Source organism: Algoriphagus yeomjeoni, from assembly GCF_003259505.1.
In the GTDB taxonomy this organism is placed as follows: domain Bacteria; phylum Bacteroidota; class Bacteroidia; order Cytophagales; family Cyclobacteriaceae; genus Algoriphagus; species Algoriphagus yeomjeoni.
Genome location: NZ_QLLK01000024.1, coordinates 1 through 16,777, shown reverse-complemented (window position 1 = coordinate 16,777; position 16,777 = coordinate 1). Strand labels below are relative to the sequence as shown.

Below are 16,777 nucleotides of genomic sequence, written 5' to 3'. Positions count from 1 at the left end.
TATCAGCACCTACTGTCCCGATCCTTCATCGGGAGAGTCAGTTGCTCTAACTGAATGCATCCCGATACTGATCGGGAGCCCCTATTTCTTAAATATTACCAGCACCTACAGTCCCGATCTTTCATCGGGAGAGTTAGTTGCTCTAACCGAATGCGCCCTGATGCAGATCGGAAGCACTATTCTTTTAAAACCTTTTGTTTTAGCCCGTATTCGCCGTAAACCTTGGTTTTGGGTGTGCAATGTTACATATTTGAATGCAAATACACAACCCATATTTCGAATGAATAATGCACCCGATGTAGACTTTCTTATTTTTGATTTAGGAAATGTCATCGTAGATATAGATTATCAGAAGGCATTAAATCGTATCAAAGAGGAAGTTTCTTCTGATTTACATGAAAAACTTAATGGGTTTTATCTAACTGATTTTCATAAGGATTATGAGGTTGGTAGAATCAATTCAGCTGAGTTTCGGCAAGGGGTAAGAGACTATTTTCAGCAGGAGTGGAATGACGAGAAAGTTGATGAATTATGGAATTCTTTGCTCCTCAAAATCCCTGTAGAAAGACTAAAATTAATTTCAAAATTGAGAGAAAAATTTCAAGTCGGCATATTAAGTAATACAAATTTGATACATATTAATGCTGTAAATAAAATATTACAAAATGACCATGGTCTTCAAAATTTTGATCCGATTTTTGACTGGGTGTTTTTAAGCCATGAAATGGGGCTCGCAAAGCCTTCGGTGGAAATATATGAGAAAATGCTAGTTGATCTCGGTACATCTGGAGATCGGGTGGTGTTTTTCGATGATCTAATAGCCAATGTGGAAGGAGCAAAAGAAGTAGGTATTCAGGCTGTGCATGTGACTGGACCTGAAGTGATTTTCGATTATTTCAAGAATGTATAGTAAAAAAGAGTACCTCCGTCACGGAATTCTATTTCTGGTTACTTTAATTGCTACTACGCTCGCAGGAGCAGAATGGGTATATGGTAAATCTGTGCTTGGGGTAGAGGATAGCATTCTTACCTGGGAGTATTTTTGGAAATCAATGGCTTTTTCCATTCCCTTTATTGGGATTTTACTTATTCATGAGTTAGGACATTTTTTTACTGCTATTTATCATAAGGTAAAGTGCACCTTGCCTTTTTTTATTCCTGGATGGTTAGGATTTATCGGAATTCCTACCATTGGAACATTTGGAGCTGTCATCCAGATGAAGGGCTTTGTGAATAGTCGAAAGAAGTTTTTTGATATAGGCGTTGCAGGACCTCTGGCGGGTTTTGTAATTGCTCTTCTCGTACTTATTTATGGCTTTTCTACACTTCCTGAACCTGACTTCATCTATTCCATACATCCGGAATACGCAGATCCAGATTTTCAAGGGTATGAGGAGGATGTACTTGACTTTGAGTTGGGCAACAACTTACTTTTCTGGGGTTTAGGCGAGATGTTTGCTGACCCAGACCGCCTACCAGCGATGTCGGAGGTGATCCATTACCCTTATTTGTTTGCCGGCTTCCTTGCTTTGTTTTTTACAGCCCTTAATTTATTACCAATAGGTCAGCTGGATGGGGGACATGTGATATTTGGCCTTTTTCCGAAGCGTCACAAAGAGATTTCTCTAGTTGCCTATGTTTTGTTTATAGGCTATGCAGGGCTCGGGATTATTAGTCCATACTCACCCGTTGAGGATTTGATGCTCTGGATTCCTTTGTATATAGGGTTTTTGTTTATATGCTTCACAAAGTCGGGTCTAAGTTTGAAGAATAGAATCACCCTTGCTTTGGGAATAGCTGCATTTCACTATGCATTGGCCTTTGTCAAACCTGAGTTGCAAGGATATCAGGGATGGTTGTTTTACGGGTTTTTATTGGGAAGAATTATGGGCTTGCGGCACCCTGAAGTATCTGGTTTCCGCGAGTTAGATGCCAATAGAAAAGTATTAGGCATTATTGCCATTATTGTATTTGTTCTCTGTTTCTCTCCTGAACCCTTTATTTTCAAATAAAAAAACTCCCCGAAGGGAGTTTATATTAAAGATTCCGGTATGCTAAAATTCCTCCGGTTGTGTTTCTGACTTTTGAAAATCCCTTGGACTCCAAAAATTTCTTTGCATTCATGCTTCTGGCTCCAGACCTACAGTGAACTACGATTTCCGAGTCTTTGTATGCTTCCAATTCGTCCAGTCTAGTGGGTAAATCCGCTAAGGGGATATTTTTTGCTCCCAAATTATCATCCTCGTATTCCCATTCTTCACGAACGTCCAGAAACATGAATTTTTCTTTGTTATCCAATCTGGATTTGAGGTCTTCTACAGTTATGTCTTCCATATTCTTATTTGACTAAAATTCTATATGATTGCATTCCAGCTTCGGTAACCAAGTTTACTACATAAATTCCCGAACGCTGTCCAATAAAATTAATAATTTCTCCTTTGGAAGAAAGTTGACGCTCAAGAAAAATCTCTCTTCCAAAAGAATCAAAGACTCTGGCTTCATTAAATACCCCTTCCAAATTGAGAAGGGTTTCTACAGGGTTGGGATAAATCCTAATATTTCCTTCTGGGGCAACTAACTCTTCAAATGGGGCTTCCAGGCTTATATGCGGCCTAATCATCAAGGAACCTTGAACCTCTTCATTTTGGACCCAGGTGCCAACTACATTATAATAAAGCTTGTCTCCGGTGTCATTCACTTTGTCTAAACCTACATGGATAAAGTCATTGGTAAACTGTGTGAAGCCAATGTAAAAATCTCCATCAACTCGGATATTTGTATCAAGTGAATAATATAAAAACTCTTGGCCCACCTCCTTCACAGCAATTAAATCCTCCTTTGTGAAAATAGGATTATTGTCGAGATCCTTCCACATATTAATATCTATTGCTTGATTTGCTTGCCTAGGATTGCTGAAATTTATAGAGATACCTTTTATATAAACTTCTTGAGGAGTATTGTATTTCACGGCAAGTTGCCCAGATCTCTGATTTATCCCCGCAGCATAATCAGCAGAACCATTATCGTAAGCAAAATAGTCCAAGAGTGAGAGTGTTGTCTTTACGGTATCGTTAAGCTCGTAATTCACACTTGGGAAAAAGGTAGTATCTCCAGCTGTTACTTCGTAAAGCAATTCATCACCAGAGGTAATTGAAGTGATGATTTGCAAAGTGGTTTCATTCTCTGGGACAGGAATTTCTTCAAATTCCCTACTTGTAAAATCTCTTCTTTCCAGTGCATTAGGAACCGGATTGAAAGGAGTATTTAGATTGATGGGAGTAGTATTCATCGAAGAAGAATCTCTGATCACGATGGAATATTCCATGGCACGAAAGCGATTTTCCAGATTGTAAAAAGTGTTTTTCACGCTACTCCAAAGACCGTTTTGATTGCTTTCCAATAGTACAAAAGGATATGCTCCGAATTCTCCAATCCTAAGTTCATTTGTTTTGGTTAAGCTTCTGTCTTTGTAGTCCAAATCAGTACTTGTTCTACCATCATTCAGGTATATATAATCAATAATCCAGCTGTCAAAAGGCCCTGATTGTCTGCCTTCGGCGAAAAATCTAAACTGGAAATCTGCATGCTGCCAGGTTGGGAGAATTTTGATGATTTCTTGGGTAAAAACATCAGTATCTAATCCGACTCCACCGAGCTGACTCCATACTGTAATCCAACTTCCTGAAGGATCTAGAATCTGCAAAGTAAGCTGATCGCTTTCATCTGGAAGTTCGGCTCTGCCGGCGGCTTGCCAGAAAAAACTTAGATATAAGCTTTCGCGATCTGATGAATTCAGAGCACTGAGGTCAAATGGCTTAGAAGTTAGGTGGTCCGTTTCTCCCTGATCACGTTGAGATAAAGAGTAAGGATTACCGTTTGCATCTACACCATCGAAAAGTATCATCCCGATAGAAGGAGCATTTAGGCCAATAGTTTCAGTATAAGATGCTCCGGACACTGTCCATTTCAGCGTGTCTATACCTTGGGAAAAATCGTCCCAAAAGGGAAGAGTATTTCCCGCAAAGATTCTTGAATTTAGATCAGAATATGTCTGGGACTTTATTTTGGTATGTTGAATAGGGGCAAGTTCCACCAATTGGCCGAAAGCCAAAGTCGACATGAAAAAGGCTGTGAGTAGCCCTGTCACTCGAAAAATATGGTGAATTTTGAGCATGTAGCTTATAAGTTATCTTTCGCAATCCAAAGATCAATCAATTCTCCTGTTTTAACTTGTGTGGAAGCATTAGGAGTTTGTCTTAATACTTTCCCTGCACCCACAGAGTCTGTATCAAGATAATATTTATTACCTACTCTTAAGCTAGAACCTAATATCAAGAACTCAGCGTCCACTTCGTCCATTCCCTTGAGATCCGGAACGGCAAGAATTTGATTACCCATTCCATCCCCAACAACCAAGTCAATTCTTGCACCTTTAGGGATTTCAAACCCTTCAGGAACGTTAACTCCACGATATTTTTGCTCCAAAACCACATTGATACCGATATCTGGTACATACCTAATGTCTCCTCTTTCCAGTCCCATATTTGCCAATATCTCCTGTACATTTTTCAACTGAGTATTCACCAAGTTTGGCATTTTCAGCATTGGAGCATTACGGGCATTCAATGTCAAGTAGATAGTTTTTCCACTTTTCACCTGAGCGTTGGGTTCTGGTATTTGCTTCAAAATCGCAAAAGTCTTGAGATCTGTGTTGAATCCTGAGTCTAGAGACACTTCATATTGAAGGCCAGCTCGATCGAGAATATCTACACCTTCATCGAAGGTATAGCCTGATAAATCCGGTACAGAGACTGATTCACCATGGTTGGTATACATGGGAAGATAAACTTTCAAAAAAAGGAAGCCCAGTAAAACTGAAATCCCTATGATCACTAGGAGGTTAATTAATATCTTTTTCAAAAGGAAAGTGGAATGAGATACCTGAGAAATTTTAATAGTTAAAGATAAGCGGGAAATTGAATCCTCACAACGAAGGATTGCTCTAAAACTGATTAATCCCTAAGGCAAAAAATAAGCCGAAGAGGATTTCTTCAGCTTATTTTTGATTAATTAATGATTAATCTTCTTGTTTCCCGGATTGTATTACTCGAGATGTTGACTATAAAAACACCCTTAGAAAACAGTTGGGTGCTAAAAGAATAAGTCTGGTTGAGTGTACCTGGGTATTCAATTTCTTGAACCAAGGCACCCGTACTTGAAATAACCTGAATAGTTACGTCTTCCAAATCAGTCAAATTAAATGAAATATTAAATATATCTCTAGCTGGATTTGGGTACAAAACAGACATTCCTACTGCAGGTACTACCGGCTCAGGATTAGCATTCAAGAACAATTCAATATTATCCAAATAGATAGGTGAATCAGTCTCATTGCCATTTTCTAATACAAATGCCAGTCTAGTTTGGGTTTTGCCTGATCCAGCAAAATCACTCAGGTTGACAAATTTCCGAACGTAATCACCGGGGCTATTTGGGTTTGCTTCTCCGGATGAAACGGTAGAAAGAGCATTCCCATTTGCAGACCAAACTTCACTATATGAATTCCCACCATTGGAACTAGCCAATAATTTTAGCGTAGTATTGGCTTCATTTGAACCAGCAGCAAGGTCGAAGAATATACTTGCTTGCCTACTTGATGATAAGTCGAAAATTGGGGTTCCTAACCAGTAGGAATCGTTCTGTTTTTTGGTAGTCGCGCGTGCCACGTTATTGGGACCTTCCACAGATGAAGCAGAAGTGATAACCCAACCTTCATCATTTGATTCAGGGTTAATCGTCTGCCAAGGAGCTAATGCTGATGAGCTATTGAAGTTTTGTCTCCAAGGCACTGGAATGGTTGCAGCATCTTCTATCACATAGAGTTCAGTGCTGTCAGAACTGTTTCCATTTTGATCAAAGTTCGGTTCAGATACGACAAACTTAACCTTGCTTTTCCCAGCAACAGCTCTATTTGGAATAGAAATGTCGATGGACTCTGATGGTAAAAATGTGCTGCCACTAGCCAGATAGGTTTGTGCAGAACCATCATTTAATGAAGTTGAAAATAAGAACGTAGAGATTGGAACACTTCCGCTATTTGTTAGAGTTACAGAATCTGAATCATTGGTGCCATCTGAAATAGGAGTAGGAGAGATAACATCAGAAATATTCAGTTTATACTTAAATTCCTCGGTAGGTAAAATCCTGATGTTTTTGATGTATATATTATTTCCATAAGCATTCTCTGCAATAAAAGCTAACCGTATTGACCCAAGATCTGCATAGTCTGCAAGATTGACTATTTCAGTTCTGAATTGATTGTTATTGTTTGGGATAAATTCCTCCAGTGTAGCTGGAGCTGTCTGTAGCTGTGCATCATTTTTATCATAAGGCGCATTTGCAATATCAAAAGTGTTTCCGCAATCTTGAGATACAGCTACGATCAATCCATCAGTAAATCCAGCCTGATCGTAAGGCGCGTATGCCATTTCAAACACTAATTGTGCGTTTGGAAATTGAGCTAGATTAATAATCGGGGAGATGTAATAATCCAATTGTCCCGGTGCCTCATATTCGTAATGCCTGATGTAGACTAAATCCTGTGAAATACCCGAAATGTTAATATTTCTCTTTTCCCAAGTCGTCAATTGATCAGGATTTGAAATGGCCCATGGAGTTGGGAATGTACTTAAATCGTTGGTATAAGGCAGGTTTACAGGTTGCTCAAGTTCTGGGGTGATTATTCTGATGTTATTTTCAGTGATGTTGTCTGGGACATCATTGGTCTGTGTGATTCTGAATTCAACCGTGTTTGAATTTGGAAGCAGTGTGAACTGATTGAAATTCACTAAAAATCTTTCTCCAGTAGCTAGATTGAAAGTGACTCTTTTGGATTCTAAAACTGTTCCATTTCTTCTCAGTTCTATTCTGCCAGAAGTTAAATTGTTTCGTCCTGCATTTAGTACTTCTATTGTAGGATTAATAAATGGATCACACTCAAATTCTCCTGGCTCCAAAACTCTCGCTATTGCCAAATCATTTTCAGCAAGCTCAGGCTCCTGAGTGGCTCTGTTATTAAGTAAGGTTACTCTTCTGGGGCTGTTAGCAAGAACTACTTCGAATCGCTCCACCTGTCCTTTAGTGAATAGATTCATGCAAGCATCAGGGGTATAATCCATGTAATTTTGGATCATATCCTGTGAATCACAGCTAAATCTAGAAGCGTTAGCACTGCAAGCAGTATTGGAATTATCCTGAAGAGGAGTGTCTGCCACGAAGTCGTCTACTCCACACCCTCCATCACCCCAGATATGACGCAAACCAAAAAAGTGACCCACTTCATGAGTAGCGGTTCTGCCTCTGGATGAGGATACTGCACTTCCACCTATGCCAAAAAACCTATAATCTATTACTACGCCATCTGTAATCGCTGAGTTTGGTGCGCCATTTAAACCTGGCAAATCAGAAACTGGAAAGGATGAATATCCGATGAATGGACTAACTAAAGGAATCACATACATGTTCATGTATTCAGCTGGATTCCACTGGATCAGTTGCCCTATGGTGCTAGCATCCGTGTTTGGATCATAAGAAGATTTAGAGCCGACCATGCGAGTAATTCCGCTGGTAGGTAATCCTGAAGGGTCTTGTTTGGCCAGAACAAATTCAATGTTGATTTGGCCAGCTACAGGGGCGAAAATTTCAGGAGTATTTGCTGCATCAGCATTTAATCGCTGAAAATCCTCATTCAATATCCTTATCTGCTCCTCAATCTGAGAAAGTGGAACATTTGGACCTTGTCCCAAAGCCTCTCCATTGTGAATCACATGTACGACTACAGGAATCAGAATGTGGTCATCACTTGTTCTTGACAAGATTTGAGGTCTACTTTTATGCTCCTCAATCTTATCATTTATCCAGCTTTCAAAGAACGGTTTTGAGCCGAAATAGCCCAATTCCTTTTCCATTTTTTGTTCTAGAATTGTATGACCACATTTTTCTCTATGAGTATGAGAACTCGACTGGTTTAGTTGATCTGTGATATTTAAGGTTTTGAATTGCTGAGCAAAGCCTGAAAAAAACACAAAAAACGCTCCTAGAAGGAGCATACTGGCTTTGTCAAAACCCCGAAAACCTTTTTTCATTAAAATTCTAATTAAGCAACAGTTAGGTTGACGGCTTCTACTCGGATGATTTCTGGAATCGCACGCTTGATAGCTTCTTCGACCCCTGCTTTAAGAGTCATAGTGGACATAGGGCAAGAACCACATGAACCCAACAACTCTAATTTTAAAACCATATCGTCGGTCAGTTCTACTATCCTCACATTTCCTCCATCTGCTTCCAGATAGGGGCGAATCGTGTCAAGTGCAAATTCTATTTGTTCTTTAAGTTCTGGTTGCATGTTCTTTAAGCTTTAATTTCTACCACTGCAGTTTTATCCTTAGAGGCATTTCGTATGGCAATTTGTCTAGCGATTTCTTCAGCTAGTTTCATATATGATTCTTGGGTGATTCCGTTTTTTAAAACTGCTGGATATCCCGAATCTCCACTTTCTCTAATACTTTGTACGATTGGTATTTCTCCCAAAAACGGCACATCGTATTTTTCAGCTAATCTTTTTCCACCCTCTTTACCAAATAGGTAATACTTATTATCAGGTAATTCTTCGGGTGTAAAATAAGCCATATTTTCAATAACACCTAAGATGGGTACGTTAATTTGTGGCTGTCTGAACATGGATAATCCCTTATTAGCATCTGCCAAAGCGACCTTTTGAGGTGTTGTGACGATTACCGCACCGGTAACTGGTACTGTTTGAACCATTGTCAGGTGAATATCTGAAGTCCCTGGAGGTAGATCGATCAATAGGTAATCCAGCTCTCCCCATTCTACATCTGAAATAAACTGCTTTAACGCTGAACTCGCCATAGGGCCTCTCCAGACCACTGCGCTATCCACTGGGGTCAGAAATCCAATTGACATCAATTTGACTCCGTATTGCTCTATGGGAACTATAATGTTTTTATCACCTACTTTCTTGACAGCAGGTTGCTCAGCTTCCACGTTGAACATGGTCGGGATAGATGGGCCTGAAATATCCGCATCAATCAATCCTACTTTTGCTCCAGTTTTTGCTAAGGAAACGGCCAAATTCACTGCCGTAGTGGATTTTCCAACGCCTCCTTTTCCTGAAGCTATTGCTATGATGTTTTTTACTTGTGGTAATACCGGAGCTGAATCTCTAATGGTAGTGACTTGAGAAGTCATAAATAACTCCCACTCAGGCTCAGTACCAAAGTCTTCTTCCAATACTTCCAGGCAATTATTTTTGATTACTTCTTTAAGTGGGCAAGCAGGTGTAGTAAGAACTACATCAAAACTGACTTTTTTACCTGTTATTTCTATTTTTTGTATCATTCCCAACGTCACCAAATCCTTCTTTAGATCTGGATCTTGTACCCGGGAAAGCGTTTTCAGGATATTATCCTTAGTTAACTCCATGAATTGAATATTGTAATTTTGCGCAATTTAGAGCTTAATGGCTTCTAAATAAAGTATGAATTAAATCTATCTTACTTCTGAACTAGATGAAACCTTAGAAAGTTCTCATTTTTTAGAATGAGCGATTAACTTTGCTTCATTATTTTCCTATGGGTATAAGTAAACTTACAACGGACAAGGTCAAAGAACGCATGGACATCGAAGAGGTGATCGGCGACTATTTACCCATGAAAAAGAAAGGTCAGAATCTCTGGGCCAATTGTCCGTTTCATGGAGAAAAGACTCCATCATTTTCTATTTCTCCTGCAAAGCAAATCTATAAGTGCTTTGGCTGCGGTAAGGCCGGCGATCCAATCCAGTTTGTAATGGATATTGAAGGGATTGGCTTTCAGGAAGCGATAAAGCACATAGCTGGGCGGTATGGAATCGAAGTAGAAGAAGATGAGACTCGCACTCCTGAGCAAAATGAAGCTCAAAATGAGAGGGAAAGCTTACTGATTGCCTTAGGTTTTGCAAGAGACTTTTTTGTGAAAAACCTGCAAACGGCTGAGGGGAAATCTATCGGGCTTAGCTACTTCAAGGAGCGGGGATTTACACCAGCAATCATAGAAAAGTTTGACCTGGGCTACGCACTGGATGGCTGGGATAATTTGCTCAATGCAGCGAAGAAAGCTGGCTTTAAAGAAGAGATTCTGCTGAAAGCAGGTTTGATTCTGCAGAAAGAAGGAGACGCATCCCGAGTTTATGATCGCTTTAGAAATAGGGTCATTTTCGCAATTCACAACATCAGTGGTAAACCTTTGGGCTTTGGAGCTAGAATTCTTACCAAGGACAAAAACCAACCCAAATACATCAACTCCCCTGAGACACCTGTTTATCACAAAAGTGATGTGCTCTATGGCATGTTTCAGGCGAAGAAAGCAATTCGTGATAAAGACAATTGCTACCTCGTGGAAGGCTATACTGATGTGGTAAGCTTGCATCTTTCGGGAATAGAGAATGTAGTTGCTTCCTCTGGGACTTCGTTGACGGATGGGCAAATCAAATTAATCAAGCGATTTACCGATCAGGTCACTGTGCTCTATGATGGAGATGCTGCAGGTATCAAAGCTTCTCTACGTGGGATTGATTTGTTGCTGGAAGGCGGTTTGAATGTGAAAGCAGTAGTATTTCCAGATGGTGAGGATCCGGATAGTTATTCCAGGAAAGTTGGTTCTCAGGCATTTCAAGACTATCTGGAGAGCAACAGCCGTGATTTCATAGGCTTCAAAATAGGTTTGTATAAAGAGGAGTTTACCAAGAACCCCATCCGCAAAGCGGAGGTAATCCGTGAGGTGGTTCAAAGCATAGGGAAAATTCCAGATCCGATCATTAGGTCAGTTTATGCCAAGGAAGCTTCCGGCCTATTAGGGATTGAGGAGGATATCATTCATGCAGAGCTGAATAAAACAATTCTAAAGAGCCAGAAGGATAATTATTATAGCCAGAAGGATGAGGCTTTCGCAGAGCAGGCAATCGACGAACTGATTCCAGATGAGAATGCTACTACATTTGCAGAAATTCTCAGGATTCAAGAGCGTGAAATGATTCGAATTCTAGTGAATTATGGTTGGCAAAAAGTAGGCGATGAAGAGATGCATCTTTGTCAATATCTGCTCTCTGAGACTGAAGAGCTTGATTTTACTACGCCTATTTACACTAGGATTTTGGACCTGTATAGAAATAGCCTTGTTCAAGGTGAGATTCCGACCTCAGAATATTTTATTGGCTTGGGGGATCAGGAAGTTCAAAAAGAAGTGATAGACTTAGTCACTGTTCGCCATGAAGTTTCGCATCATTGGGCTGATACGCATCAAATTATAATAAATACTGAGTCGGATGATTTGACGCTTACTGGATTTAAATCCATCCTGAGACTTAAGAAAAAGATGGTGCAAAAGCTGATGGAAGAGGCTAAGGAGAAGATAAAAAATGCTGAATCAGAGCACCTTGATGATGAAAAGATTCATGAGTTTCAGGTGATCTATTTTGAGCTCAAGAAAGTACAGCTTGAAATTGATAAGGAGCTCGGAATAGTCATTGGCTAAACCAAACTTTATTTGGCTTCTTCCTGTTTAAGATTTGAAAGCGTGTAAATTTGCTTTTCTTAATACTAATTCAAACACAAATTTCGTGGAAAAATATACGCTGGATCCGATTGAAGATGCTATAGTAGCCATCAAAAATGGAGAGGTAATTATCGTAGTAGATGATGAGGATAGAGAAAATGAAGGCGATTTCGTCTGTGCTGCAGAGACAGTAACACCAGAAATTATCAATTTCATGGCTACTCATGGGCGTGGTTTAATATGTGCACCACTTATAGAGGATCGTTGTGAGCAGTTAGGACTGGAATTAATGGTTGGTAATAATACTGCTGCTTTTGAAACTCCTTTCACTGTGTCAGTGGACTTAATAGGCCACGGATGTACTACGGGTATTTCTACAGCCGATAGAGCCAAAACCATCAAAGCGCTCGTTGATGATTCTATAGATCCGAGTGAATTAGGAAAGCCTGGACATATTTTTCCTTTAAAAGCCAAAAGAGGTGGTGTTTTAAGGAGAGCAGGTCATACGGAAGCAGCAATTGATTTGGCCCGTTTGGCAGGATTTTCACCAGCTGGAGTATTGGTAGAAATAATGAACGAAGATGGGACAATGGCTCGACTTCCGGATTTGGTAGAGGTAGCCAAGAGATTCAATTTGAAATTGATATCTATCAAAGATTTAATTGCCTACAGATTGAAGCATGAGTCTCTCATAAAGCGTGAGATAGGAGTGGAGCTTCCTACTGATTTCGGCGATTTTGAGTTGATTGCCTTTCGTCAAACCAACACTCAGGAGCTTCATCTTGCGTTGATTAAAGGCAAATGGGAAAAGAATGAACCGGTATTAGTTCGAGTACATTCTTCCTGTATGACCGGTGATATTTTCGGTTCCTGCAGGTGTGATTGTGGTCCCCAGCTTCATGCTGCCATGCAGATGGTTCAGAAAGAAGGAAAAGGAGTGATTCTTTATATGAATCAAGAAGGAAGAGGGATTGGTTTGATTAATAAATTGAAAGCGTATAAACTTCAGGAAGAGGGAATGGACACCGTCCAGGCCAATCTTGCTCTTGGCTTGCCCTCAGACAGTAGAGACTATGGAGTAGGAGCTCAGATATTAAGAGATTTGGAAGTGAGTAATTTACGTCTGATTTCCAACAACCCTCAAAAGCGAGTAGGTCTATTGGGCTATGGTCTACAGATCGTAGAGCAAGTTCCAATAGAGATCAGTCCGAATGTGCACAATGAAAAATATCTCCAGACCAAGCGAGATAAAATGGGACACAATATTTTGAAGTAAATTCTTGTTCTAATATTAATATTTGTCAATATCTGGGGTTGAGAATTAACCTGACACGTATTATTCCGTAAACTCAGACATGATGGAAACCGCAAAAAAAGCATTAATCTCCCTTAGCATACTATTTCTGAGTATAGCTTCTGCCTCTGCACAGAATCAATTTCCTTCGCAACTTTGGCACAAAGGAAATATATATACTACAGATGGACAGGTCTTTGGTGGGAAAATAAAATACGATTTGGACAATAATGTAGTTCAGCTTCAAGATCAAACTGTGGAAACGTTTACTTCTACGAACGTCACCTATTTTGAGTTTTTTGATGAAGTATATGGTGGAGTGCGTAAATTCTACAGTTTACCGTATGCTTTTGAAAATGATTATGCCACACCTATTTTCTTTGAAGTGCTCACAGAAGGTGAAGAACTTGCTTTGCTGTGCAGAGAATACGTAGCAACTGATTCTAGAGGAATGGGTAACTTTGGAATGATGGGAGGCTATGGGATGAATCCTTATTATGGTCCCCAGTCTATGATGATGGGGCAAAAATTAGCTTTTAATTATTACTTTTTGAAAAATGGTAAGATTGAGCAGTACAGCTTGAAGAAGAAAGATCTCTTTGAAATGTTGCCAGGTCATGATGATCAGATTTCCCTTTTTATGAGGAAAAATCGCTTAGACTATGACAAGAGGGGAGACCTACTTCGAATTACTGCCTATTACAACGAGTTGAACCAAAACTAAATGTCTAAACCATTAATTCTCGTCTCAAATGACGATGGTATCACATCCAAAGGGATCCGTGTTCTCGTATCTGTGATGAAGAAACTGGGAGATGTGGTGGTGGTAGCACCAGACAGCCCTCAGTCAGGTATGGGACATGCTATCACGATCGGAGAAACGCTACGTCTAGAAGAGGTTGATATTTTCGATGGTGTAAAGGCCTACAAGTCTAGTGGTACTCCTGCTGATTGTGTCAAATTGGCGAAGCATTATGTGATGAAGGATAGAAGTCCGGATTTGATCGTAAGTGGAATAAACCATGGGTCAAATACATCGATTTCTGTTCTTTATTCTGGGACTATGTCTGCGGCAATTGAAGGAGCAATGGAAGGTTATCCTTCAATTGGTTTTAGCTTATGCGATTTTTCTTCGAAAGCTGAATTTTCACATGTAGAAGAATGGGTAGAGAAAATAACCCGTCAAGTACTAAAAAAAGGGATGACAAAAGGAATTGCATTAAATGTAAACTTTCCACCAAAGCAAAATGAAGCTATCAAAGGGTTGAAAATTTGTCGACAAGCGGAGGCAAAATGGCAGGAGGAGTTTGATGAGCGTTTTGATCCAAATGGTAGAAAATATTTATGGTTAGCTGGTAATTTTGTAAATTTTGATAAAGGTGAGGATAATGATGAATGGGCAATTGCAAATAATTACGTTTCAATCGTTCCATGCCAATATGATCTAACAGCACATCATGCAATAACACAAATAAACAAGGAGTGGGATTGGGACGATTTAAAAAAGTAATCCCTGGATCATTTTTTTAACCGTCTATCGCTTTGTTTTTTAATTACTTATTTTTGACTATTTAAATTGATAAGACTTCGTGAAACGAATTTTATTATTTCTTTTTATACTGAGCACATCTTTTGGTGCTTTGGCACAGATTCAAGCAATTGATAGCCTGAAGCAGCTACTTCCTACAGCAAAGGGTGAGGAAAGATTGACTGTTTTGAATGACTTGTCATTTTACCTGCGTGAAATAGAACAACAAGAGGCATTTAACTATGCCACGGAGGCAGAGAAACTGGCTCAATCCCTAAACAATACCCTTGAAGAAGCCAAAGCCAAGGAAAATTTAGGATGGATATTCTACCGAAGAGGTCAGTGGCAAAAGTCTTTCAATTACTCTAAGGAAGCTTACAAATTGGCTGTTGATGGAAATAATTTAGAAGAAGCAGCTAGAGTATTGAATAGTATGGGAGCGCTATACTATGAACAGCAAAACTATTCTATGGCCATAGTTCAATTCAAAAAGGCCTATGAAATCAGTGATCAAATGGGAGATCTCTATACGATGATTAGAAGTCTTAATAATGTTGCGCTAAACTTCTTAAGGCTTAATGAATTAGACTCTGCTTTAGCTTATACGTCTATAGCTTTTGAAGCGAATAAAAGTGCAGGATCGCCCTATTTGCTTTCTTTTTCAAATCGAATTATAGGAGATGTTTTCTTTGCTAGAAATCAACTCGACTCGGCCGAGATGATTTATGAAGAAGCCCTAAAAAATGGAATAGCACAAGGCATCTCGAGTGTACAGGCTAGCTTGTTCTACAGACTTGGAGACACCTATCTACTAAACGGTAAGCAGGAAATGGCCAAGGAGGTACTTCTAAGAGGAATAGATGTGTCTATGCAAAATGGCCTAATTGATGAACTATCAAAAAGTCATAAATCCTTGGCGGAGTACTACCGGCAAATAGGCGATTATAAAAATGCCTTTGAGCAGCAATCCAAATTCGTCACCTTGAATGACTCCATTATGAATAAGTCAAGTAGAGACAGGTTGGCGTTGATGCAGGGGATGTTTGAGGATGATTTGGAGCAATCTGAATTAGACTTATTGGTAGCGCAGAATGAGAACCAAGCCACTAGGTTGGCTCTCAACCGTAAAATAATTTTCTTAGTTAGTGCAGGTTCTGTACTGATTTTAGCTCTGTTGGTCTGGTTATTTTATTTGAATAGAAATATCAAGAAAAAAAATGCAGACTTGCTTCTTCAAAAACAGCAAATACGAAAGCAGAATGAAGATTTGGAAACCAAGTCAATCCAACTTCAAGAAATTAACCAAACTAAAAACAAACTCTTTTCTATTATCGGGCACGACCTTAGAGGGCCAGTAGGTCAAGTGAAATCAATCGTTGACTCTTTGATTGCTGGTTATATTAGTCAGGATGAATTTGATGAGCTGATTCAACATTTAAAAGTGGATGTGGATACGGTTTATTTTACGCTGAACAACACCTTAAAATGGTCGTTGGCTCAAATGGAAGGGTTTAAACTTCAAAAAGTGGATTTTAACCTCTATCAGTTGGTTTGTGATAACATCAAATTGATCAGTCCAAAATTAAGAGATAAATCAATTGAGATAGAATATATATCTCTATTCACGGACTTACAGATTTATGCAGACCGTGATTTGATTGAAGTTGTGATTAGAAATATTTTGAATAATGCAGTAAAATATTCTAAACCTGGCGATACAATTCAGCTTTCAGAAGAAGTGGATAACAACTTGGTTACTTGGTGTGTAAAAGATCAAGGAATAGGTATGGAAGAAGATCAGATAAATGAATTGCTTTCACCAGATTATGTGATTTCGGATTCTAAACTAGGTACCAAAATGGAAAAAGGATCTGGTTTAGGTCTACAGATTTGCAAGGAATTCATTCGTATGAATGACGGTGAATTATTTATTAATAGCCAACAAGGTGAAGGCACTCAGGTATGTGTGCGACTACCTGCCAGTGAATTATTAATCAATTAAGGTAATGTACTGAAAAATAGTTGGTGACTTTAATGAGATAATTTCTTAATATCCAGTGTTGATTTGAAGAGGAAACAGGCTCTGGTGGAGACCAACTTGTCAGCAATAAAGTCAGCGCATAAACGAAAAAAGAGGTCTGGTAATTTTTTGCCAGACCTTACTTTTTTTGATATGCTCTATGGCTTTGAAAACTCATTTTTTATTGGACAAAAACACATACCATTTAATGAAGTCTATCCTGTGTCTTAGACTCAGTCCGCGGTGAATATCTAGGTGGTTTTTTAGGTGGCTAAAGTACCCTTCTATGCCGTTTGTTGTAGCTGGGATTTTAGGATTACTGA

The 16,777-nt window shown here is 39.3% G+C and carries 13 protein-coding genes; 7 read left to right on the top strand and 6 right to left on the bottom strand.

Features of this window, described 5'->3' with window-relative positions; genetic code table 11:
• A partial coding sequence (locus LV83_RS21135; protein ID WP_245947123.1) for an HAD family hydrolase occupies positions 1-910 on the top strand: 910 nt, incomplete at its 5' end.
• A complete protein-coding gene (locus LV83_RS21130; protein ID WP_111613557.1) occupies positions 903-2,012 on the top strand; it encodes a site-2 protease family protein in 1,110 nt (369 codons plus the stop codon). The genes LV83_RS21135 and LV83_RS21130, both read left to right, overlap by 8 nt.
• Positions 2,013-2,037: 25 nt before the next feature.
• Here the strand turns inward: LV83_RS21130 and LV83_RS21125 are convergent, their stop codons facing one another.
• From LV83_RS21125 to LV83_RS21100, 6 genes are all read right to left on the bottom strand, one after another.
• Positions 2,038-2,334 carry a rhodanese-like domain-containing protein gene (locus LV83_RS21125; protein ID WP_111613556.1) on the bottom strand — a complete coding sequence of 99 codons (297 nt, stop codon included), beginning with the start codon at positions 2,332-2,334 and terminating at the stop codon, positions 2,038-2,040.
• A gap of 4 nt (positions 2,335-2,338) precedes the next feature.
• Positions 2,339-4,174 carry a T9SS type A sorting domain-containing protein gene (locus LV83_RS21120; protein WP_111613555.1) on the bottom strand — a complete coding sequence of 612 codons (1,836 nt, stop codon included), beginning with the start codon at positions 4,172-4,174 and terminating at the stop codon, positions 2,339-2,341.
• A gap of 5 nt (positions 4,175-4,179) precedes the next feature.
• Positions 4,180-4,920 (bottom strand): PASTA domain-containing protein, encoded by a 741-nt coding sequence (locus LV83_RS21115; RefSeq protein WP_111613554.1) that lies wholly within the window; start codon positions 4,918-4,920, stop codon positions 4,180-4,182.
• Positions 4,921-5,066: 146 nt separating this feature from the next.
• Positions 5,067-8,144, bottom strand: coding sequence for a M43 family zinc metalloprotease (locus LV83_RS21110; RefSeq protein WP_245947122.1), 3,078 nt, complete (start codon positions 8,142-8,144; stop codon positions 5,067-5,069).
• Between the two features lie 11 nt (positions 8,145-8,155).
• Complete coding sequence (locus LV83_RS21105; protein ID WP_111613553.1) at positions 8,156-8,404, bottom strand: NifU family protein; 249 nt, start codon at positions 8,402-8,404, stop codon at positions 8,156-8,158.
• 5 nt (positions 8,405-8,409) lie between these two features.
• Positions 8,410-9,504 carry an Mrp/NBP35 family ATP-binding protein gene (locus LV83_RS21100; protein WP_111613552.1) on the bottom strand — a complete coding sequence of 365 codons (1,095 nt, stop codon included), beginning with the start codon at positions 9,502-9,504 and terminating at the stop codon, positions 8,410-8,412.
• A 149-nt stretch (positions 9,505-9,653) separates the two neighbouring features.
• Between LV83_RS21100 and dnaG the strand changes: the two genes are divergently transcribed.
• The 5 genes from dnaG to LV83_RS21075 all read left to right on the top strand — a co-directional run bounded on the left by dnaG (position 9,654) and on the right by LV83_RS21075 (position 16,436).
• Complete coding sequence (dnaG, locus tag LV83_RS21095) at positions 9,654-11,591, top strand: DNA primase (RefSeq protein WP_111613551.1); 1,938 nt, start codon at positions 9,654-9,656, stop codon at positions 11,589-11,591.
• A gap of 85 nt (positions 11,592-11,676) precedes the next feature.
• Entirely contained in the window at positions 11,677-12,888 is a 1,212-nt protein-coding gene (locus LV83_RS21090) for a bifunctional 3,4-dihydroxy-2-butanone-4-phosphate synthase/GTP cyclohydrolase II (protein WP_111613550.1), read from the top strand.
• A gap of 82 nt (positions 12,889-12,970) precedes the next feature.
• The gene (locus LV83_RS21085; RefSeq protein ID WP_317046711.1) at positions 12,971-13,630 is read left to right on the top strand and encodes a hypothetical protein; all 660 of its coding nucleotides are present in this window, start codon (positions 12,971-12,973) and stop codon (positions 13,628-13,630) included.
• Complete coding sequence (surE, locus tag LV83_RS21080; protein ID WP_111613548.1) at positions 13,631-14,416, top strand: 5'/3'-nucleotidase SurE; 786 nt, start codon at positions 13,631-13,633, stop codon at positions 14,414-14,416.
• A gap of 79 nt (positions 14,417-14,495) precedes the next feature.
• Positions 14,496-16,436: a tetratricopeptide repeat-containing sensor histidine kinase gene (locus LV83_RS21075; protein WP_111613547.1), complete on the top strand. Its 1,941-nt coding sequence runs from the start codon at positions 14,496-14,498 to the stop codon at positions 16,434-16,436.
• Positions 16,437-16,777: the final 341 nt, after the last annotated feature.

Excerpts from the sequence above, each read along its gene's own strand:
- LV83_RS21110 (WP_245947122.1), bottom strand. The coding sequence starts at position 8,144 with ATGAAAAAAGGTTTTCGGGGTTTTGACAAAGCCAGTATGCTCCTTCTA.
- LV83_RS21120 (WP_111613555.1), bottom strand. The coding sequence starts at position 4,174 with ATGCTCAAAATTCACCATATTTTTCGAGTGACAGGGCTACTCACAGCC.
- LV83_RS21100 (WP_111613552.1), bottom strand. The coding sequence starts at position 9,504 with ATGGAGTTAACTAAGGATAATATCCTGAAAACGCTTTCCCGGGTACAA.
- LV83_RS21130 (WP_111613557.1), top strand. The coding sequence starts at position 903 with ATGTATAGTAAAAAAGAGTACCTCCGTCACGGAATTCTATTTCTGGTT.
- dnaG (WP_111613551.1), top strand. The coding sequence starts at position 9,654 with ATGGGTATAAGTAAACTTACAACGGACAAGGTCAAAGAACGCATGGAC.
- LV83_RS21125 (WP_111613556.1), bottom strand. The coding sequence starts at position 2,334 with ATGGAAGACATAACTGTAGAAGACCTCAAATCCAGATTGGATAACAAA.
- surE (WP_111613548.1), top strand. The coding sequence starts at position 13,631 with ATGTCTAAACCATTAATTCTCGTCTCAAATGACGATGGTATCACATCC.
- LV83_RS21085 (WP_317046711.1), top strand. The coding sequence starts at position 12,971 with ATGGAAACCGCAAAAAAAGCATTAATCTCCCTTAGCATACTATTTCTG.
- LV83_RS21105 (WP_111613553.1), bottom strand. The coding sequence starts at position 8,404 with ATGCAACCAGAACTTAAAGAACAAATAGAATTTGCACTTGACACGATT.